Source organism: Anaerotignum lactatifermentans DSM 14214 (genome assembly GCF_900142265.1).
Lineage (GTDB): Bacteria > Bacillota > Clostridia > Lachnospirales > Anaerotignaceae > Anaerotignum > Anaerotignum lactatifermentans.
In genome coordinates, this window is the sequence record NZ_FRAH01000020.1 from 28,325 (window position 1) to 48,810 (window position 20,486).

The window sequence follows — 20,486 nt, forward strand, 5'->3', positions numbered from 1 at the left end:
AAGGACAGATTTCGCTTTCTGGGGCAAAAAAAATTTATTTTCATCTTGACAATTCTATAAAAATAGCGCAAAATATTAGTGTTGTGTATCGGTGTGTGGCTCAGTTTGGTAGAGCGCTACGTTCGGGACGTAGAGGCCGCAGGTTCAAATCCTGTCACACCGATAGACGCGCCGCAGGCATCTGTTTGCGGCGTTTTTTATTGCCAAAAACCCCTGATTCCAAAGCTTGGACAGGGGTTTTTCTTTTGCCGTCTTTTCCTCAGCGGCACATATACAAAAGGGGATATGGATTCCCCTGCTCATCCAAATCGGTTCTTTTGTAAACGGAAAATCCCATATGCTCATAAAAACCAATAGCCTGAGGATTTTGCTCATTGACTGTCACCTGCTTTATTTTTTCATCACAATCTGCCCGTTCCAGCAGTTGTTTTCCCAATCCTTTTCCACGTTCCGCAGACGCAATGAACAGCATCTCCAAAGACCCTTTTTCCGTTCCCATAAACGCCACAGGCTGTCCTGCTTTTGTTGCCATATACAAACGTGCCACCCCTTCTATGGTCTGGGGCACATAAGGCTTGATGTTGTTAATTTCCTCATCCGATAAAAATAGATGGGTTGCTCTGACAGAATCCTCCCACACTGCCAGCAGCTGCTCCATCAGCATGGGCGTTCTTTCCTTTACTTCCATGATTTTCATATTGTTCTCCGCCATTCTCTCCATAAAAAAAGGAACCGTTCCATGGTTCCTTTTTCAGCTTTTTATCATTCTTTTTCTGCAGCTTCAAAGATTTCTTCTGCGGATTTTTTGTAATATCCTGTGCTGTCTTCTGCAACAGTTGCCGCAATCTTTGTGCCATAGTACATACGGCAGGCTTCCGCAGCATCCATACGATGTGCCTTTGCCATCCGTCCAACGACATCAATGAGCAGTTCTGTTCTTTCTTCATAATGCCCATAAGTATCTTCTTCCGCATCTCTTTCCAGCGCCATCATCCCGTCGATCATGCCGATGTAAAAAGAGGTGTCCATTTCCGGGAACTGGTTTCTGGTATCCTGCAGCAGCTGGATCACACCATTTTTGTCAAAGGCTTCAAAAACCTTATGTCCGGGAATGTTTTTTGCATAGCTGTAATATTCGATGCAGGAAACGATCATTCTCAATTCATCCATTTCTGCACGCTCCTTTCCTTCTGTATCATACCTGTTTTTTGGCAAAATTTCAACAGCCGTTTTCGTTTTTGCTTGACAAGTGACGAAAGAAAATGCAGTATGTTGTTATAAAAAGATAAAGGAGCGATATGACATGATTTCTGTTACCATAGACGAAAGCATCAAAGAACGTTGTCCCGAAGCGGTACTAGGACTTTTGCAGTGCAAAGTTAATGTACATCCCGATGATGAAGAATTCCTTGCACTGCTCAACGGCAAGATTGCGGAACTGTCTGAAGTGGAACTGTCTCAGGCAAACAAACGGGACTATATCCAGTCCACCCGCAAAGCCTATAAGGCACTGGGCAAAGAACCCAACCGCTACCGCAATTCCTGTGAAGCCATGTGCCGCAGAATCGCCAAAGAACGTGGGCTTTACTACATCAATAATGTGGTAGACATCAATAACTACCTTTCTATACTGTCCGGCTACTCCATGGGCACTTATGATCTGGCGCACGTTACTGGCGGCATCACCTGGAAACGCGCCCCCGAAGGCACCGCTTATCAAGGCATCGGCAAAGATGTGCTGAATATTGAGTTCCTTCCTGCCCTCTTTGATGAAGAAGGTCCCTTCGGCAATCCAACCAGCGACAACACCCGTGCCATGATTACCGACGACACCAAAGAAATCCTGCTGGTATACTACACCTTCAACGGCGGTCAGGAACTGGAATCCCTGCTGGAACTTTCCAAAGAACTGCTGCAAAAACATGCGGCAGGCACAGATTTTGAAATTCAGATTTTGAAGTAATATATTCTGAAATACAAAAAGATGGCAGACTTTGATATCTGCCATCTTTTTTATATCATGCTTTTTCAAACACAAACCATTCTTCATCAATCTGCACCATAATGGTTTCTTCTCCCATAGTATAAGAGTTCCCCACACAGCCAAAGTTGGATTGTCCGTTTTCCGTTGGTACAGCGCCTTCACTTGTTTCCGATGTGATTTCTCCTGCAATCGCTTGGGAATCCCCCATAGGTCCTGTCTGGTCTGTACTATAGTATAAGGTATCATTCACCATAAGCAAACGGTTTTTATAGGGATTCTCCACACTCCATGGACTTTCTTTCTCCATGAAATCCGGCAAAGCTTCTGCTGTTGCAAACACAAACCATTCTTCCCCAATTTGTACCATGATGGTTTCTTCCCCTATGGTGTAAGCATTGCCCACACAGCCAAAGTTGGATTGTCCATTTTCTGTTGGTACAGCCCCTTCGGATGTTTCCGATGTGATTTCTCCTGCAACCGCTTCGGAATCCCCCATAGGTCCTGTCTGGTCTGTACTATAGTATAAGGTATCATTCACCATAAGCAGACGATTTTCATATGCCATTGCCACAGCGTTTTCATCCACTTGTGCCGTTTCCTGTCCACAGGCTGTCAACCCCAGAAGCATCCCCAACAACAGTAATCCCTTTCTTTTCATAGAAATTCCCCTTTTCCATGTTGCTTTAAGCTTCTACCGCAAAAGATTTCAGTCTGTTTGCCGCTTCCTCATCCACATAAACTTCCAGCAATACCCCTTCTGCTGTATGTTCTTCCCGAATGATTTCACATCGGCCATGTACCCAGCCAGCCAATGCGCCTTCTGTGTAAGGCAGCAGCACCGTCATGGACTTACGGAAGCTTTTCAGCAGTTTTTCAATGGTTGCCAGCATCTGTTCCAGCCCCATCTGTTTCCCTGCGGAAATCTGTACGATTTCCCTTGCCATTCTGTCCATAGGCAAAGGCAGTTCCACTTCTCTGTCCATTTTGTTATAAACGGTAATAACGGGTGTATCTTCGCAGCCCAGACCTCTCAAAGTGTCATATACCACTCGCATCTGTTCTTCTCTGTTGGGGTTGGACGCATCCACCACATGAAGGAGAATATCTGCATACTTCAATTCTTCCAGTGTTGCACGGAATGCCTGAATCAGATGGTGAGGCAGTTTCTGGATAAAACCAACGGTATCTGTCAGCAGAATTTCAGAACCGCCAGGCAGTTCCACTTTTCTGGTGGTAGTATCCAGTGTGGCAAAAAGTTTATCCTCCGCCAGTACGCCAGCCTGTGTCAGTACATTCAATGTAGTAGATTTCCCCGCATTGGTATAGCCCACCAAAGAAACCACAGGAGTGCCTTTTTTGCTGCGCTGACTACGCAAAAGTTCCCGATGGGTCTGGATTTCTTTCAAATCCCGATTCAATTCCGCAATCCGTTCCTTGATGTGACGGCGGTCTGTTTCCAGCTTCTTTTCCCCTGGACCTCTGGTACCGATACCGCCACCCAGACGGGACATGGATGCACCCATACCAGTCAGACGGGACATGCGGTATTTCAGCTGTGCCAATTCTACCTGAATTTTCCCTTCACCGGAAATGGCCCGTCCGGCAAAAATATCCAGAATGACGATGGTTCTGTCCATGACCTTTGTTTCCAGCATTTTTTCCAGATTTTTTAGCTGTGCCGGAGAAAGTTCATCGTCGCAGACAATGCCTGTGGCATCGTATGTATTTATCATCATTTTCAGTTCTTCGATTTTGCCTTTTCCCAGATAATGGGCAGGATGCACCTTTTCTCTGCGCTGGATGGTACGTGCAACAGCTGTTGCACCTGCTGTATTTACCAGTTCTTCCAGCTCATCCAGACAGGCTTCCACTGCCATGGCAGAAGGACTGTCCTTGTCCTCCAGCTCAATGCCTACCAGTATCAATCTTTCTTCTGTATCTTTATTTTCATGCAATTCTTTTGCCATGTCTTACTCCTCTCTGCTTTCTTACCGCAGCCATACGCCGTCAAAAGAGAATCTGGCGGGACCTGTCATATAAACATGGTTATCGGATTCTCTCCATTCGATTTCCAAAGTGCCGCCCAAAAGCTGGATACGCACTTTTCTGTCACACAATCCATTGAGCACCGCTGCCACCAATGTGGCAGATGCCCCTGTACCGCATGCCATTGTTTCGCCGCTGCCTCTTTCCCAAACACGCATACTCATGTGGGTGCGGTCAATGACATGGGCAAACTCGATATTTGCTTTTTTGGGGAACATGGGATGGACTTCTGCCACTTTGCCGTATTTTTCCACTTCAAAATGTTCTGTATCATCCACAAAAATGACCCCGTGAGGATTACCCATGGAAACACAGGTCACATCAAAAGTCTTGTCCAGAATCTGCAATTTTTCTCCAATGACAGGTGTTTTGTCGCTGATAACGGGAATCTGTGCCGCTTCCAAAATGGGTTCTCCCATATCCGCTGTGACGGCAATGACGATGTCGTTCTGAATATGTAACTGCAATGTTTTGATGCCGCCCAATGTTTCCAATGTAATGACGTTCTTTTGGGTCATGCCCCGTTCGTAAACGTATTTGCCGATGCAGCGAACCGCGTTGCCGCACATTTCCCCTTCGGAACCGTCCATATTGAACATCCGCATACGGAAGTCTGCCACTTCAGAAGGCAGAATCAATACCAGCCCGTCAGCGCCTACACCAAAATGACGCTCACTCATAGCCACCGCCAGCATATCGGGATATTTCACTTCTTCCTCAAAACCGTTGATATAAATATAGTCGTTGCCGCAGCCTTCCATTTTTGTAAAACGCATGTTGTTTCCTCCTTGCTATGTAGGGGCGGTAAAATATACCGCCTGTGTTTAGTGCTGTCCGTGGGTCGTCGGTACCATCTCCCGCTCCTGTGCCACTGCGCTGTACAGCCGCAGAGACCAAAGTCCTGCCAGACCTACCAGCGCGAAGATCACACGAGCCAGCCAGAACATGGAACCGCCGAAAATGGTTGTTACCAGATCGAATCCGAAAAATCCGATGAGACCCCAGTTCAGCGCACCGATGATGACAAGTGTCAAAGCAATATAATTCCCTGTTTTCATGCTTTTGACCTCCTAATGGTATGATCAACAGATATATCTGTATCCATAGTATCCCTTGTCTTTTGAATTTTATGAAAAAAGTTTTTCAACTGTATTGGCAAAATCTACCCCTTTAAGATTTCCCACAGCAGAATAGCTCATTTTCGGGTTCGCAAAAACCAGTTCCGCCACTTCTGCCAAATCTTTCTGTGTCACTGCTTCTATTTTTTCAATGACTTCTTCCATTTCCTGCACCTTACCACGCAGGAGCATGGCGGAACCTGCCGCTGTCATACGGTTCAATGTGCTTTCAGAACCGATGATGAAATTGCTGATCATCTGTTCTTTTGTCACATTCAGTATCTTTTCGGAAATGCCTTCTTTCCGCAATGCCGCGATTTCTGCCGCAATGCCCTTATATACTGCCTCTGCCTGAGAGGGGTTCATGCTGGCATAAATGGAAAAAAGTCCCGTATCCGCAAAAGCGGTGGTGTAGCTGTAAATGGAATAGGTCAATCCCTGTTCCTCACGGATTTTCTGGAACAAACGAGAGCTCATGCCGCCACCAAAAACCGTATTGAAAATTGCCATAGCGTATTTCAAGGGATGTTCCCGTTCCAGCCCTTCAAAAGCAATGCATGTATGGAGCTGTTCCACATCTTTTTTCTTCTGAATCCATGACTGGTGATAGGAAGCCTTTGTTTCCAAAGGAGCATAAGGTGCTTTTGCCTGCCATCTGCCAAAGTAATGGTTCAAAAGTTCCAGCATTTCTTCCCGTTTGAAGTTTCCTGCCACGGAAAGCACCATATTTTCCGTATGATAATTTTTCTCGTAATAAGCGCGGATTTTTGCCGCATCCAGATTGCCAATGGTTTCTTCTGTTCCCAGAATGGGCATGCCCAAACTGCTTTCCCGCCAAATGCTGTCCTGCAAGCAGTCATGAACCAGTTCTTCCGGCGCGTCGTCATACATATAAATTTCTTCTGTAATGACGTTCCGTTCCTTATCCACTTCTTCCTGAGAAAAAGCCGGATGCAGAAGCATATCACTCATAACTTCCATGGCCTGTTTCACATGCTTGTCCAGCACACGGGTATGATAACAAGTATATTCCTTTGTAGTATAAGCGTTGATCTGTCCGCCCAAAGCGTCCATTTCCTCTGCAATCTGCCTTGCGGAGCGGTTTTCTGTTCCCTTGAACATCATGTGTTCAATGTAATGGGAAATGCCGTTTTCCTCGGGACGCTCGTTTCTCGTTCCGTTTTTCACCCAAATGCCAAAGGAAATACTGCGGACGTAGCCAATTTCCTCCAGCACCACCTGTATTCCGTTTTCTAATTTTTCTATGGTCAGCATCATTCTTCTCCTGCCTGTTTTTCTCATTAGGGTATTCCATTTTCAAAATACCATACATATTTCTATCTTTATAGCATAGCAAAATCGGCTTTCCTGTGCAATCTTCTTGTCGATTTTTTCTGCGAATTCGTCCATTGTTCCCACAAACTCTCTGTTTTTTCGTAAGGATGGACATTGTTGTCCCATTCAAAATCTGCTACCATGAAACTATATAACAACGGCATAGAACATCTTACAAATTGGGGGGATTTTGATGGCAAAAAAAATTTTACTGGTAGTCATTGCTCTGCTTCTGCTCTACGGGGTCTATCGTCTGGTCACAACATCCGAGCCTATGATCACAGGCACATATTCCTGTCATACGGAAACAGAAGAGTATTATTTTGCGGCAAGCGAGGAAAAAGGGATATTCTACATTTACCAAAACGAATCTGTGTTCCTTGATGCCGATACTGGTTCATACGACATGAACAAAGGGTTGTATGAATCCGGCACCTGTACACTGAAAACCTACGGGCATTATCTTCTGGAAAGCGAAACACTGGGGCAGCAGGAAATCACCATAGAAAACGGCACATTTTCTCTGACCATTTCTGGCGAAACATATCTGTTTGAAAAAATGTCGGATTCGCCTGCGCTCAATGGCAATCTCCATGATATCTATCTGATAGAACACCCAGATGCTCCCGACTTCAGTTGATTCCGCAAAATTTTAATCTTACCAGAAAAATGGATGAAACAGAAAATCTCTGCTTTTGGGGCATCTTCATCAACAACAAAGAAAGCTGAAATCCTTATGATAGAGGATTTCAGCTTTTTTGTTCTTACTGAGATTTAATTTTATCTGATTGCAAATCAATATCTTTCCAGAACGCTTTTTTCGGAATCAGGTGTTTCGTCCTGCACCAGAGCGTCTTTCATGGAGAAGTTCAGTCTGCCCTGTTTGTCGATTTCTGTCAGTTTTACCATAACTTCATCGCCAGGTGCTACAACGTCTTCTACTTTTGCAACTCTCTTGTTTGCCATTTTGGAGATATGAATCAGACCTTCTTTGCCGGGTGCGATTTCTACGAAAGCACCGAATGTCATCAGTCTTGTGATGGTGCCTTTGTAAACCTTACCGGGTTCGGGATCGCTGACAATAGCGTTGATCATATCCATTGCACGCTGCATATCTGCGGGATCTGTACCTTTGATGAATATCTTGCCATCATCTTCTGTATCGATTTCACAATTTGTTTCTTCGATGATCTTTTTGATGACTTTGCCTCTTGTACCAATAACTTCCGCAATCTTATCCACGTCAATCTGCATAGTTGCAATCTTAGGCGCATATTTGGACAGTTCTTTTCTGGGTTCGGGAATCGCTTTCAGCATGACTTCGTTGAGGATATATTCTCTTGCTCTGCCTGTCTGCACAAAAGCCTGTTCGATCATTTCGAATGTCAGACCTTTGATCTTCATATCCATCTGAATTGCTGTGATACCTTCGGAAGTACCAGCTACTTTAAAGTCCATATCGCCGAAGAAGTCTTCTACACCCTGGATGTCTGTGATTTCGATGAAGTCATCATCGCTGTCACCTGTTACCAGACCAACGGAGATACCAGCAACGGGGCGTTTGATGGGTACGCCTGCTGCCATCAGGGACAGTGTGGAACCACAGATGGAAGCCTGAGATGTGGAACCGTTGGAGCTGAGGATATCGGAAACCAGACGGATTGCGTAAGGGAATTCTTCTTCGCTGGGGATAACGGGCAGCAGTGCTCTTTCACCCAGTGCGCCGTGACCGATTTCACGTCTGCCGGGACCTCTGGAAGTTTTTGCTTCACCTACAGAGAAACCGGGGAAGTTATAATGGTGAATGTAGCGTTTGCCTGTTTCGTTTGCATCCAGACCATCCAGACGCTGACCTTCGCTGATGGCGCCCAGTGTGGTTACTGTCAGAGCCTGTGTCTGTCCTCTGGAGAACAGAGCGGAACCATGCACGCGAGGCAGTACGTCTACTTCTGCGCTCAGAGGTCTGATTTCTTCGATACCACGACCGTCGGGACGTTTGTGTTCTCTCAGAATCATTCTTCTAACAGTCATTTTTTCGAATTTGTAGATGATTTCGTCTACCAGAGCAGCAATGTCTGTATCTTCTTCAGAAATTTCTGTCAGAGCTTCTGTCAGCTGTTCCAGAACTTCTTCTGTGATGACTTTGATCTTTGCGTCACGATCCTGTTTCAGTTCTGCAAAAACAGCTTCTTCCATTCTTGCGTCTGTGATATATTCTGTTACCAGTTTGTAAGCGTCTTCGGGAATCACATGTTCTGTGTAAGGAGCTTTTTCCTTGCCTTCTTTTGCTGTGATTTCCTGAATGAATTTGACAACTTCCAGGTTAGTGTCGAATGCCAGATGGATGGCTTCCATCATCAGTGCGTCAGGGATTTCGTCTGCGCCTGCTTCAATCATCATAACTTTATCTTCTTTGGAAGATACAGTCAGTGTCAGTCTTGTTTTTTCTCTCTGTTCTGCTGTGGGGTTCACCACCAGTTCGCCGTCCACATAACCGATGCTTACGGAAGAAACGGGATCTGTGAAAGGAATATCGGAAATGTTCAGTGCCAGAGATGCACCGATCATCGCTACTACTTCAGGAGAGCAGTCCTGGTCTACGGACATTACTGTTGCAACGATAGCTACGTCGTTTCTGTAATCCTTAGGGAACAGAGGACGCAGAGGTCTGTCGATACATCTTGCTGTCAGGATTGCTTTTTCGGAAGGTCTGCCTTCTCTTTTGATGAAACCGCCGGGGATTTTACCTACGGAGTACAGTCTTTCTTCGTAATCAATGCTCAGAGGGAAAAAGTCAATGCCGTCTCTGGGCTTTTCGGATGCAGTTGCAGTAACCAGTACAGTGGTATCGCCGTAACGCAGCAATACAGCGCCGTTAGCCTGTTCTGCTACTCTGCCGATTTCAGCTGTCAATGTTCTGCCTGCCAGTTCCATGGAATAGGTTCTAAACATGTTCATTCTCCTTTTCTGTCTGTTTTTCTCCTGCACCATAGATCTTCAACTTCAAAAACATGGTCGTCCATATTTGCAAAGTTGGAAATCTATAGTGCAACCTTCTTTGTTTTTGTTTGATAGAAGAAAAGAGAGGAAAAACGTCCTCTCTTTTCCTAATCTTTTGGTTTGTGTCTTACTTTCTCAGACCCAGTTCTGCAATGATTGCACGGTATCTTTCGATATCCAGTTCTTTCAGGTAGTTCAGCAGACCTCTTCTCTGACCAACCATTTTCAGCAGACCACGTCTGGAGTGGTGATCTTTCTTGTGGCTTTTCAGGTGGTCTGTCAGCAGAGTGATTCTTGCTGTCAGCAGAGCGATCTGAACTTCGGGAGAACCTGTGTCGTTAGGTGTTCTGCCGTATTTTGCGATAATTTCCTGTTTGTTGATTGTTGCCATGATTTTTGGCCTCCTTAAAAATATTTATTCTTGCAACCCCTAGAACTAAGTGAAGGTCGGAGCGTCCTGTCACTGAGTCCTGGTTTTACAGCGTTCTCATTTTATCATACTATATGACCCTTTGCAAGAGCAAAGGCTTGATTTCTTGCGATTTTTTCGTTTTTTCAGCTGGTTTGGGCTGATTTTTCCGTCTTTTTCTTGGGTTCATAACGGAACTGCGACATGAGCACTGCCACAAATACCACCGCGAAGCCCACCGCCATTCTGGGTGTTACTTCTTCATGGTACAGCAGTACAGAGAAGACAACCCCGAAAACGGATTCCAGACTCAGCAGAATGGTTCCCACTGCCGCATCTGTATGCTTCAGACCATATGCCTGCAGGAACAGGCAAAGAGCTGTGGAAAGCAGCGCCAGATACATGACATTTCCCATGGCACCCATGGAAACGCTTTCCGGCATACCGTTTGTCAGAAGGGTACCAATCCAGCCAATGACCGCAGAGAATGTAATCTGCATAGTAGTCAGCAGAATGGGGTCTCTGCCCTTGGAAAACCACGCCACTGCTGTCAGGTCACAGGCGTAAATGACGCCGCAGACCAGTGTTACCACGTCCCCCGGCAGCATAGTCATATCCCCGTTGAGGGAAATGAGCCCAATCCCCGCCAAGCAGAAGATTGCCGCAATGACATGATTGCGTTGAGGACGTTCCTTTGAAACAAACCAATAGAAAAATGGTACAATCACGCAATAAACCGCCGTCAAAAAGGCGCTTTTGCCCGGTGTGGTACCCATGGCAAGAGCAACAGTCTGCACAGCTGTGGCCGTCCCCATGGTCAAGCCTGTGATGATACCGCCAAGCAAATACCCCTTATCCAGTCTGCCCCATTTTTTGTAGGTAATGACCCAAAGCACCACTGCCGCGATGGAAAATCTTGCCGCTGTGATAAACCAGCCGGAAAGTTCCTCTGTGGCAAATTTCTGAAAAACGAAGGCGCTCCCCCAGATGATAGCTGTCAAGAGCAGCAACAGATGGGCCCGTGTTCTTTTATTCTCTAACATGATGTTACCTCATATCATTTTATCTGTCTGTATTTCTTATTTTTCTTCTTCCGCTTTCCAGTGTTCATATTCCGCAGAAGCGAAATATGCTCTGGTCTGTTCCGCATTGATAGCAATCTGTGCCTGCAATTCGTCTACGCTTTCAAATTTCTTTTCACTGCGCAGGAATTTATAGAAGAAAATCTGTAATTCTTCGCCGTAAATCATTTTGTTGAAGTCAAACAGATAGGTTTCCACAATCTTCTGTGTGCCGTTTACCGTAGGATTTTTGCCGATATTGGTCACACCGTAGTAATACTTGCCTTCATACAGTGTTTTTGTGGCATATACCCCATTGGGAGGGAACAGCTTCAAGGGATGGGCTTCGATATTCACCGTAGGGAAACCAATAGTTCTGCCCAGTTTTTTCCCTTCTTTTACAGTACCCAGAATGAAATAAGGCACAGTCAGCATGGTGTTCGCGCTTTCCAAATCCTTGTCGATGAGGCACTGACGGATACGAGAGCTGCTGACCCGTTCGCCTTCATACTGGACAGAAGGCACCGCAATGACTTTCACGCCGTGTTCTTCCCCCAAACGGCGCAGCATTTCATAATTGCCTGCCCGATTGCTGCCGAAATGATAATTTTCTCCTACCACCAGCACTTTGCACTTCATGCGTTCAAAAAGCAGTTTTACGGCAAAATCATAAGCAGACATAGAAGCAAATTCCACATCAAAAGGATATTCGATATACGTATCCACGCCCATCTGCTCCATGGTAAACAGTTTTTCAGAGGGTGCCATAATCAGAGCAAAATCCTCTTTTTTCTTGAATACCAGCATGGGATGAGGAGAAAAGGAAAATACAACACTTTCCAGATTTTCCTCTGCCGCAAATTCTTTTGTCAGTTGAATCAGGGCACGGTGACCCAGATGCAGCCCGTCAAAGTTCCCCAAAGTAATGGCTGTGGGTCTGCTGCGGTCTACCTGCCCGTCTGTAATATGTTCCATTTCGATACTCCTTTAAATCAACATCTTAAATGGTTTGATATAAAAGCCTTCTTCGTCCCGTACTTCATACAGTCCCACCAGATGGTGTTCACTGTCAAAGACAGCGGCGATATCACCTGCTGTCAGTTCTTTTTCCGCCTCATAAAACTTGGCGTAAACTCTGCCGCCGTTATACAGCATCTTTGTGGACTTCGGAGAAACGATGATTTTCGGGAAATCGGACAATGCCGCTTCCATGGACAGGAAAGCTTCTTCCTGCCGTCCTTCATCTGCCATTGTCTGCAATTCTCCCAGTGTAATGGCATCTTCCAATGCAAAACTGCCGGTACGGGTACGAGTCAGTTCTGCCATATGTGCGCCGCAGCCCAAAGTCTTGCCAATGTCACTGCAAAGGGTACGGATATAAGTCCCTTTGGAGCAGTCCACATCTATTTCAAAGCGGTCAGGAGGCAGAAAACGGACAATATTGATAGCAAAAATGGTAATGGTTCTTGCCTTACGCTCAATTTCTTTGCCTTCCCGCGCCAACTCATACAATTTCTTGCCGTTGACTTTGATAGCGGAATACATGGGCGGAATCTGTTTCTGTTCCCCCACAAATCCGGCTACTGCCTGTCTGATTTTTTCCTCATCAAAATCCACGGGCTTTTCTTCCAGCACTTCACCAGCCGCGTCTTCTGTCGTGGTGGTGATGCCCAGCCGCACCATGGCACGGTAACGTTTTTTCCCGTCCATGATGATGTCCGCCAGTTTTGTGGCTTTGCCTACGCAAACAGGCAGTACGCCTTCTGCGTCCGGGTCTAAGGTGCCTGTATGCCCCACTTTCTTTGTGTGAAGGATACGGCGCACCACAGCCACTACGTCATGGGAGGTAAATCCCTTTTCCTTTCGGATATTCAAAATACCGTCCAAGCGATTCCCTCCTTACAGCATTTTTTCGATTTCTGCCAGCACCATTTCTTTGGCTTTGTCAATGGGTGCCGCAATGGTACAGCCTGCCGCCTTCACATGACCGCCGCCGCCGAATTTCTGTGCCAATGCGCAGACATCTCTGCCATCAGCGCCACGGAAGCTTGCTTTGACTTCTGTTTCTGTCTTTTCGTAAAGGAAACATGCCACTTCTGCTCCCTGCACGCCTTTGAGGTAATTAATGATGGCGTCCAGTTCCTTATTGGTGCCGTTGCAGGCAGCAATTTCCGCAGAAGTGATGGTAGCACATACCACTTTGCCGTCAAAATACAGTTTTGCGTTTTCCAGAGCCTGTCCCATAATTTTCATTTCGGAAAAACTGCGGCTGTCGAAAAAGCGGTTGTAAATATCTGTAAAAGGAATCCCTGTTTCCATCAAAGCCCCTGCCACACGCATGGTATTAGGAGATGTGGAAGAATGACGGAAGCCACCAGTATCATAAATAAGACCAGCATAAAGTCCTGCCGCCATGTCTTGATCTACAGGGTAATTTCCTTCCAGAAAACCATATACGATTTCAGATGTGGAGGACGCTTCCCCTTCCACATAATTGTACTGCCCGTAATAGGTATTGCTGCTGTGATGGTCAATGTTGATGGTCACATCTGCCTGACGAAACCAATCCCCTGCAGCCCCCAGACGACCTTCGTCGCCGCAATCCAGCGCCAGAAACAGGTCCGCTTTCGCTGCCGCTTCTTTCGCCAGATGCTTGCCGGGAATCACGTCATACTTGGGCGCATAATGCTCCAGCAGTACGGTCACATCTTTACCGGCTTTTTCCAGTGCCAGCCCGAAAGCAAGGCAAGCCCCGATGGCGTCGCCGTCGGGATTGGTATGCCCTGCAATCTGAATGGTCTTTGCCTGTGCAATTTTTTCCAGAATTTCCTGTTTTGTATTATTCTGCATCTTTCTGCACTTCTCTTTCCTCACGGTCTTTGGCAATCTGCGCCATAAGCTGTTCCATACGAACGGCATATTCCGCAGATTCGTCCAGTTTGAAAATCAGTTCCGGTGTCAGACGCAGATTCACACGTTCTGCCACCAGATGGCGGATGAAACCGGAAGCGTTTTTCAAGCCTTTCATGACGCTTGCTTTCTGGTTTTCATCCCCCAGCACAGATACATATACTTTGCAGTATTTCAAATCCTGAGTGGTATCCACACGCACAACGCTGGTCATAGCGCCGATGCGAGGGTCTTTCAATTCTCCCCATACAATCTGAGAGATTTCCTTGAAAACTTCGTCATTGATACGGGAAATTCTTGTATTGTTCTTCATATATTTCTCACCTGCTTATCTAGGTACTTCTACCATGGTATAGGCTTCGATCCAGTCGCCTTCTTTCACGTCGTTGAACTTCTTGAATACCAGACCGCATTCATAGCCCGCAGCAACTTCTTTTACGTCGTCTTTGAAACGTTTCAAGCTTTCCAGATCGCCTTCGTAAACAACAATGCCGTCACGGATGATACGAACCTGGCAGTTTCTTACGAACTTACCATCTTTTACATAGCTGCCGGCAATAGTACCAACACCGGAAGCTTTGAACAGCTGACGTACTTCCGCATGACCCAGTACCTGTTCTTCAAATACGGGGTCCAGCAGACCTTTCATAGCAGCTGTGATGTCTTCGATAGCGTTGTAGATGACACGGTACAGACGAACATCAACTTTTTCTTCATCTGCAAATGCTTTTGCAGCGGGTTCGGGACGTACGTTGAAGCCGATGATGATAGCGTTGGATGCGGAAGCCAGCATAACGTCGCTTTCTGTGATAGCACCAACACCGCCGTGGATGATACGTACACGTACTTCTTCGTTAGACAGTCTTTCCAGACTCTGACGAACGGCTTCTACGGAACCCTGTACGTCTGCTTTTACTACGATGTTCAGTTCTTTCATGTTACCGCTCTGAATCTGAGAGAACAGGTCGTCCAGAGATACTTTCTGGGGTGTTTCTTTGATCATGTTTTCTCTGTTCTTCGCGATGATGCTTTCAGCAACCTGTCTTGCCTGTTTATCATTTTCTGCTACATAGAAGCTGTCGCCAGCGGAAGGTACTTCAGACAGACCCAGGATTTCTACAGGAGTAGAAGGACCTGCTTTTTTCACACGTCTGCCCTTATCGTCGGTCATAGCACGAATCTTACCATAAGCCGCACCTGCAACGATGGGGTCACCTACCTGCAAAGTACCGTTCTGTACCAGTACAGTCGCAACGGGACCTCTGCCTTTGTCCAGCTGTGCTTCTACGATAGCGCCTCTTGCATGTTTGTTGGGGTTTGCTTTCAATTCTTTCATTTCTGCTACCAGAATGATCATTTCCAGCAGAGAATCCAGACCTTCTTTTGTCACTGCGGAAACAGGTACACAGATAGTCTGACCACCCCAGTCTTCCGCTACCAGACCATATTCTACCAATTCCTGTTTTACGCGGTCAGGGTTTGCGGAGGGTTTATCCATTTTGTTAATGGCAACGATGATTTCAACGCCTGCTGCTTTGGCATGGTTGATGGCTTCTACGGTCTGAGGCATAACACCGTCGTCAGCCGCTACAACCAGAATAGCAATATCTGTAATCTGCGCACCACGCATACGCATTGCTGTGAAAGCTTCGTGACCGGGTGTATCCAGGAATGTAATGGGTTTGCCGTCGATCTGTACTGTATAAGCACCAATGTGCTGTGTGATACCGCCGGCTTCGCCTTTAGTTACGTTACTGTGACGAATGGCATCCAGCAGGGATGTTTTACCGTGGTCAACGTGACCCATAACAACAACAACGGGAGGCCTTTCTTTCAGATCTTTTTCGTCGTCTTCTTCCTCTGCGAAAACAGTTTCCAGAATGTCTTTTTCTTCTTCCTGTTCCAGAATAACGTTGTAATCTTCTGCAATGGCAGCAGCTGTATCAAAGTCCAGTGTTGCGTTGATGTTCAGCATCTGACCTTTTTTCATCAGTGCCATTACCAGATCGGAACCTTTTTTGCCCAGCACTTCTGCCAGTTCTTTCACGCTGATGGAAGCAGGAATGGATTTGATTACAGGTTCTGCTGCTTTTTCAGCTGCTTCCAGCGCTTCCAGTTCTGCCAGGAGCGCCGCTTCTTCTTCCATTTCACGTCTTCTGCGTTCCAAGGGATTTTCTCTGGGTTTCTGGTCTTTTTTGCCTTTGCCCTTTTTATCTTTTTTGCCCTGATTCTGATTGTTCTGGGCGTTGTTGTTCTGGTTTTTATTCTGGTTGTTGTTTTTGTTCTGATTGTTATTATTCTGCGGGTTCTTGCCGTCCTGCGCTTTTTTGTTTTCGCCCTTGTTTCTGTTATCCTGTTTGGGAGCATCTTTCTGCTGATTTCCCTTATGCTGCTCTTTCACTTCCTGCTTGGGAGCTTCTTTTTTGGGTTCTTCCGCTTTCTGTGCAGGCTGATACAGCTTTCTGATCTTGTCCGCGTCGCTTTCCTCGATCATGCTCATATGGCTGTTTGCTTCCATACCTACACTCTTCATTTTTTCCATCAGTTCTTTATTGGCTACGCCCAACTGCTTTGCCAGTTCATAAATTCGCATTTTTGACATTCGCCGCACCTCTTCTTTCTCTTACATCTATTCCAAATCCTTTACTCTGCGTTTTCTGCTGTCTGTGCAAGCTGCTGCAGTTTTGCCGCAAATCCCGCTTCTGTCACAACCAGTACCGCGCGGATTTCCTCGCCGACAGCTCTGCCTAAATCTGCCTTTGTTCCCAGTTCCAAAATCGGAACTTCATAAAACGATGCAGAGTTATGAAATTTTTTCTTTGTATTTGCCGACGCATCTCCTGCCACAATGACAAGACATGCCTTTTTGCCGCGTATCGCTTCCTCTGCTGCCACTTCGCCGCCTGCCACTTTATTGGCCCGCTTGCAAAGCCCCAGCAGGGAATAAAACTTACGCATGATTTTCTTCTCCTTCCAGCTGTGCCAGCAGGGCTTCATATACATCCTTGGGCACAGGTGCTTTGAAGGAGCGTTCCAGACCTTTGGACTTCTGCGCCTTTGCCAGACATTCCGTATTGGGGCAAATATATGCGCCCCGTCCCGGTTTCTTGCCTGTACGGTCCAGAGAAAATTCGCCTGCATCGTTGCGCACGATGCGGATCAATTCCCGTTTGTCCTTCATTTCCTGACAGCCGGTACATTTTCTGAGGGGGACTTTCCGTTGTTTCATCATGATGCCGCCTCCTCTATGTTTACGCTTCTTCCTGTGTTTCTTCTACAGCAGTTTCTTCTGCTGCTGTTTCCACAGCTTCTGCGGATTCTTCCATGATTTCTGTCATTTCTTCTGCTGCATCTTCTGTTTCTTCTACAGGATCTTCAGCCAGGAAGTTTGTTTCTCTTGCCTGTGTTTCGCTCTTGATGTCGATTCTCCAGCCTGTCAGTTTTGCAGACAGTCTTGCGTTCTGACCTTCTTTACCGATGGCCAGAGACAGCTGATGGTCAGGCACAACGATTTTTGCGCTCTGTTCTGCTTCGTTGATGGCAACTGCCAGAACTTTGGAAGGGCTCAGAGCCGCAGCGATAAATTCCTTAGGATCTTCGCTCCAGTTGATCACGTCGATCTTTTCGCCGCCCAGTTCGTTTACGATAACATTTACGCGGTAGCCGTTCTGACCAACACATGCGCCCAGAGCGTCCACATTTTCGTCTTTGGAGTAAACAGCGATTTTTGTTCTGCTGCCTGCTTCTCTGGCAATGCTCTTGATTTCTACAGTACCGTCATGCACTTCAGGCACTTCCTGTTCAAAGAGACGTTTTACCAGTTCGGGATGTGTTCTGGAAACATAAATCTGGGGACCCTTTGGTGTCTGTTTTACTTCCAGCACATATACTTTGATGCGGTCCATGAAATTATACTGTTCGCCGGGAATCTGTTCGTTGGCAGCCAGCACCGCATCGATTTTGCCCATCTGTACGATGATGTTTCTTCTTTCTTTTCTCTGTACGATAGCGGTCACTACTTCACGTTCTTTTGTGATGTACTGATTGTAGAGGATTTCTCTTTCCGCTTCTCTGAATTTCTGTACAACTACCTGTTTTGCTGTCTGGGCAGCCACACGACCGAAGTCTCTGGGTGTTACTTCCAGATCTACAGTATCGCCAATCTGATAGCTGGGGTTCAGAATTCTTGCAGCCATCAGGTCGATTTCGTTCTGTTCGTCCATGACTTCTTCCACAACTTCGCGCTGTGCGTAGCAGGCAACGTTACCTGTTTCTCTGTCGATAACAACTTTGATGTTCTGGTTGGAACCAAAGTTCTTTTTGCAAGCGGAAACCAGAGATGCTTCAATGGCTTCAAAAATGATCTCCTTGTCGATACCTTTTTCTTTTTCAATCAAATGCAGTGCTTCGATAAATTCTGCTCTATCCATTTTTCCTATTCCTCCCTTATCCTCAGAAAATAACAGCCAACCGCACATCAGCGGTATCTTTTTGTACAAATTCGCGAACAGTACCATCTTCTTCTTCCAAAGAAATCACGCCGTCGTTCAGTCCCAGCAGTTTGCCCTGGAACTGTTTCTGTCCGTCTACAGCCTTATAGAGCTTTACATCAATGATTTCTCCCTGGAATCTGATGAAATCCGCATCCTTCTTCAGGGGACGGTCGATACCGGGAGAGCTTACTTCCAGCACATAAGCCTGTTCGATGGGGTCTTTTTCATCCAGCTTTGCTTCCAGCGCACGGCTGACAGCTTCGCAGTCGTCAATGGAAACGCCGCCTTCTTTGTCGATATACACACGCAGATACCAGTTCGCGCCTTCCTTTACAAATTCCAAATCCACCAGTTCCAGACCTCTTTCTTCCACAATGGGTTCCAGAAGAGGCAGTACTTTCTTTTCTGTATTGCTCTTTGCCATTTTTTCACCTCGTATATATTTTTGCCTAAGCAACAACAAAGAGTGGGCTTTCACCCACTCTTTTCTCTGCCATTTCCGCTTGTTACTGTTGTTAGTATACCATTTTTTCATACCTTATGCAAGCATTTTTCCTTTATTTCCCGAAAAATCAAGGAATTTGGCTATGGCAGAAAAAAACATTCTCTATTGTTTCTGGACTACTCCCTGTGATATGATAGAAGGGCAAAAAGGAGGGTTCATTCTTGAAGAGACATGATATTTTCACCATACACGCAGCACCTTTTTACGCTTATCGCAAACAGGTGATTCTGCGTCAGGCACAAAAACTGAAACAGGTTTTTCCTGATTTTGAAATATTATATTCCATCAAAACCAATCCATTCTTCCCCATTTTGCAGACCATTTCCGAATTCGGTCTGGGGGCTGATGCCGCTTCTGCCAAAGAGGTATCAGAAAGCCGCCGGGCAGGGATTCCTTCTGAGCGGATTTATTTTTCCGCTCCCGGCAAAACACGGGATGAATTGGAGGACGTCATTGGACGCTGCCATATCATTGCGGACAGCTTCCACGAACTTGATTTATGCAATCGTCTGGCACAGGAAAAACACGCTGTTCTGCCTATCGGTATCCGCATCAATCCAGCATTTTCTATGGAAGGAACTGAGGGGGGACCTTCCCAGTTTGGCATTGATGAGGAACAGCTTCTTTCTTCCCACGCTTTTGACGATTTTCCTGCCCTGCGTCCTACAGGCATTCACGTACATATCCAGTCACAGATTCTGGATGCAGACCAGCTGACAGCCTACTATGCTCATGTACTGACATTGGCTCTGCGGCTGGAACACCTTTGGGACACCAAATTTTCTTACATCAATTTCGGCAGTGGCTTAGGCATTGTTTACGATCCAGATACTCAAAAACCGCTGGATTTAGATGTCCTGCAAAAAAAGGTATCCACCGTCTTTGATGCATTCCGTCCTCGTTTGCAGGCAAAATTCCTGCTGGAAAGCGGACGTTTTCTGGTGGGCGAAAGCGGCGTCTATGTAACAGAAATTATGGACATCAAAATCTCCCGTGGCAAAACATATTATATTGTAAAAAATGGTACCAACGGCTTTTTCCGTCCAGTCATGAAGGAATTAATGACAAAAGACCAGCATACACCAGCACCGGCAGAGCCTTTCTACACCTGTCCGAACATTTCTCAGGTGACACTGCTGGCTGACCGGGAAGGTACAGAAACCGTAGACATCGTAGGTGGTCTGTGCAGCCGTTATGACCTGCTGGCATCTAATGTGACACTTCCTCGAGCAGAGGTAGGCGACCGCCTGCTGTTTACAAACGCCGGCAGTTACGGTTATACCCTTTCCCCTTTGCTCTTTGGCTCTCAAACCCCGCCAGATCAGCTTTGGCTGGAACACGAAATAGACATCTGATTACAGTAAAAGGCATTCCAGATAAAAACAAATCTGACCATTCTCATATAGCCGACATCCTTGAAACAATGAACTGCACCCCATTTGTTAGACAGTATGATATACTGAATAACAAGTGGGGTGATTTTTATGCCAAAAGGAGTACCAAATAAACGATATACACCAGAATTCAAGCAACTGGTGGTAGAAACGATGCGGGAAGAAGGTCTAAGTCTCAGTGAAACCATGAGAAGATTTAATATCAACTGTCTCGGTATTATTAAGCGCTGG

Annotated in this window: 22 protein-coding genes and 1 tRNA gene; 4 read left to right on the plus strand and 19 right to left on the minus strand. The window is 46.2% G+C overall.

Annotation, left to right across the window (positions count from 1 at the left end; translation table 11 throughout):
• The first annotated feature begins 89 nt into the window (after window positions 1-89).
• A tRNA-Pro gene (locus tag BUB35_RS07105) sits at window positions 90-163 on the plus strand.
• Window positions 164-259: 96 nt separating this feature from the next.
• On the opposite strand, the gene BUB35_RS07110 is transcribed toward BUB35_RS07105, so the two are convergent.
• Both BUB35_RS07110 and BUB35_RS07115 read right to left on the minus strand, forming a co-directional pair.
• The gene (locus tag BUB35_RS07110) at window positions 260-697 is read right to left on the minus strand and encodes a GNAT family N-acetyltransferase (protein ID WP_072850440.1); all 438 of its coding nucleotides are present in this window, start codon (window positions 695-697) and stop codon (window positions 260-262) included.
• A 65-nt stretch (window positions 698-762) separates the two neighbouring features.
• A complete protein-coding gene (locus tag BUB35_RS07115) occupies window positions 763-1,170 on the minus strand; it encodes a DUF3791 domain-containing protein (protein WP_072850442.1) in 408 nt (135 codons plus the stop codon).
• Window positions 1,171-1,303: 133 nt separating this feature from the next.
• Here BUB35_RS07115 and BUB35_RS07120 point away from each other — a divergent pair, with 133 nt between their 5' ends.
• Entirely contained in the window at window positions 1,304-1,963 is a 660-nt protein-coding gene (locus BUB35_RS07120) for a B3/B4 domain-containing protein (protein ID WP_072850444.1), read from the plus strand.
• Between the two features lie 55 nt (window positions 1,964-2,018).
• Here the strand turns inward: BUB35_RS07120 and BUB35_RS07125 are convergent, their stop codons facing one another.
• The 5 genes from BUB35_RS07125 to BUB35_RS07145 all read right to left on the minus strand — a co-directional run bounded on the left by BUB35_RS07125 (window position 2,019) and on the right by BUB35_RS07145 (window position 6,423).
• Window positions 2,019-2,642, minus strand: coding sequence for a hypothetical protein (locus BUB35_RS07125; protein ID WP_072850446.1), 624 nt, complete (start codon window positions 2,640-2,642; stop codon window positions 2,019-2,021).
• A 25-nt stretch (window positions 2,643-2,667) separates the two neighbouring features.
• A complete protein-coding gene (gene hflX / locus BUB35_RS07130; protein WP_022365183.1) occupies window positions 2,668-3,951 on the minus strand; it encodes a GTPase HflX in 1,284 nt (427 codons plus the stop codon).
• Between the two features lie 21 nt (window positions 3,952-3,972).
• Window positions 3,973-4,806: a diaminopimelate epimerase gene (dapF, locus tag BUB35_RS07135; protein WP_072850448.1), complete on the minus strand. Its 834-nt coding sequence runs from the start codon at window positions 4,804-4,806 to the stop codon at window positions 3,973-3,975.
• 48 nt (window positions 4,807-4,854) lie between these two features.
• Window positions 4,855-5,088 carry a DUF378 domain-containing protein gene (locus tag BUB35_RS07140; RefSeq protein WP_022255215.1) on the minus strand — a complete coding sequence of 78 codons (234 nt, stop codon included), beginning with the start codon at window positions 5,086-5,088 and terminating at the stop codon, window positions 4,855-4,857.
• A 69-nt stretch (window positions 5,089-5,157) separates the two neighbouring features.
• Window positions 5,158-6,423: a M16 family metallopeptidase gene (locus BUB35_RS07145; protein WP_072850450.1), complete on the minus strand. Its 1,266-nt coding sequence runs from the start codon at window positions 6,421-6,423 to the stop codon at window positions 5,158-5,160.
• A 253-nt stretch (window positions 6,424-6,676) separates the two neighbouring features.
• Between BUB35_RS07145 and BUB35_RS07150 the strand changes: the two genes are divergently transcribed.
• Entirely contained in the window at window positions 6,677-7,123 is a 447-nt protein-coding gene (locus tag BUB35_RS07150) for a hypothetical protein (RefSeq protein WP_072850452.1), read from the plus strand.
• A gap of 155 nt (window positions 7,124-7,278) precedes the next feature.
• Here BUB35_RS07150 and BUB35_RS07155 read toward each other — a convergent pair whose 3' ends face one another.
• The 12 genes from BUB35_RS07155 to rimP all read right to left on the minus strand — a co-directional run bounded on the left by BUB35_RS07155 (window position 7,279) and on the right by rimP (window position 18,780).
• The gene (locus BUB35_RS07155; RefSeq protein ID WP_072850454.1) at window positions 7,279-9,435 is read right to left on the minus strand and encodes a polyribonucleotide nucleotidyltransferase; all 2,157 of its coding nucleotides are present in this window, start codon (window positions 9,433-9,435) and stop codon (window positions 7,279-7,281) included.
• 175 nt (window positions 9,436-9,610) lie between these two features.
• Window positions 9,611-9,874 (minus strand): 30S ribosomal protein S15, encoded by a 264-nt coding sequence (rpsO, locus tag BUB35_RS07160; protein ID WP_191344099.1) that lies wholly within the window; start codon window positions 9,872-9,874, stop codon window positions 9,611-9,613.
• A gap of 164 nt (window positions 9,875-10,038) precedes the next feature.
• Entirely contained in the window at window positions 10,039-10,935 is an 897-nt protein-coding gene (locus BUB35_RS07165) for a DMT family transporter (RefSeq protein ID WP_072850458.1), read from the minus strand.
• Between the two features lie 36 nt (window positions 10,936-10,971).
• Entirely contained in the window at window positions 10,972-11,928 is a 957-nt protein-coding gene (locus BUB35_RS07170; RefSeq protein WP_072850460.1) for a bifunctional riboflavin kinase/FAD synthetase, read from the minus strand.
• A 12-nt stretch (window positions 11,929-11,940) separates the two neighbouring features.
• The gene (gene truB, locus BUB35_RS07175) at window positions 11,941-12,840 is read right to left on the minus strand and encodes a tRNA pseudouridine(55) synthase TruB (RefSeq protein WP_072850462.1); all 900 of its coding nucleotides are present in this window, start codon (window positions 12,838-12,840) and stop codon (window positions 11,941-11,943) included.
• Between the two features lie 12 nt (window positions 12,841-12,852).
• Window positions 12,853-13,803 carry a DHH family phosphoesterase gene (locus BUB35_RS07180; RefSeq protein ID WP_072850464.1) on the minus strand — a complete coding sequence of 317 codons (951 nt, stop codon included), beginning with the start codon at window positions 13,801-13,803 and terminating at the stop codon, window positions 12,853-12,855.
• The gene (rbfA, locus tag BUB35_RS18495; protein WP_084730607.1) at window positions 13,793-14,176 is read right to left on the minus strand and encodes a 30S ribosome-binding factor RbfA; all 384 of its coding nucleotides are present in this window, start codon (window positions 14,174-14,176) and stop codon (window positions 13,793-13,795) included. The genes BUB35_RS07180 and rbfA overlap by 11 nt, the downstream gene beginning before the upstream one ends.
• 15 nt (window positions 14,177-14,191) lie before the next feature.
• On the minus strand, window positions 14,192-16,465 hold the full coding sequence (infB, locus tag BUB35_RS07185; protein ID WP_084730608.1) for a translation initiation factor IF-2: 2,274 nt from the start codon (window positions 16,463-16,465) through the stop codon (window positions 14,192-14,194).
• Window positions 16,466-16,506: 41 nt separating this feature from the next.
• On the minus strand, window positions 16,507-16,821 hold the full coding sequence (locus tag BUB35_RS07190; RefSeq protein ID WP_072850466.1) for a L7Ae/L30e/S12e/Gadd45 family ribosomal protein: 315 nt from the start codon (window positions 16,819-16,821) through the stop codon (window positions 16,507-16,509).
• Entirely contained in the window at window positions 16,814-17,092 is a 279-nt protein-coding gene (gene rnpM / locus BUB35_RS07195) for an RNase P modulator RnpM (protein ID WP_054329586.1), read from the minus strand. The genes BUB35_RS07190 and rnpM overlap by 8 nt, the downstream gene beginning before the upstream one ends.
• A 22-nt stretch (window positions 17,093-17,114) precedes the next feature.
• A complete protein-coding gene (gene nusA / locus BUB35_RS07200; protein ID WP_072850468.1) occupies window positions 17,115-18,293 on the minus strand; it encodes a transcription termination factor NusA in 1,179 nt (392 codons plus the stop codon).
• Window positions 18,294-18,315: 22 nt separating this feature from the next.
• Window positions 18,316-18,780: a ribosome maturation factor RimP gene (gene rimP / locus BUB35_RS07205; RefSeq protein ID WP_072850470.1), complete on the minus strand. Its 465-nt coding sequence runs from the start codon at window positions 18,778-18,780 to the stop codon at window positions 18,316-18,318.
• A 242-nt stretch (window positions 18,781-19,022) separates the two neighbouring features.
• On the opposite strand from rimP, the gene BUB35_RS07210 reads away from it, so the two are divergent.
• Window positions 19,023-20,216, plus strand: coding sequence for a type III PLP-dependent enzyme domain-containing protein (locus BUB35_RS07210; RefSeq protein WP_072850472.1), 1,194 nt, complete (start codon window positions 19,023-19,025; stop codon window positions 20,214-20,216).
• Window positions 20,217-20,486: the final 270 nt, after the last annotated feature.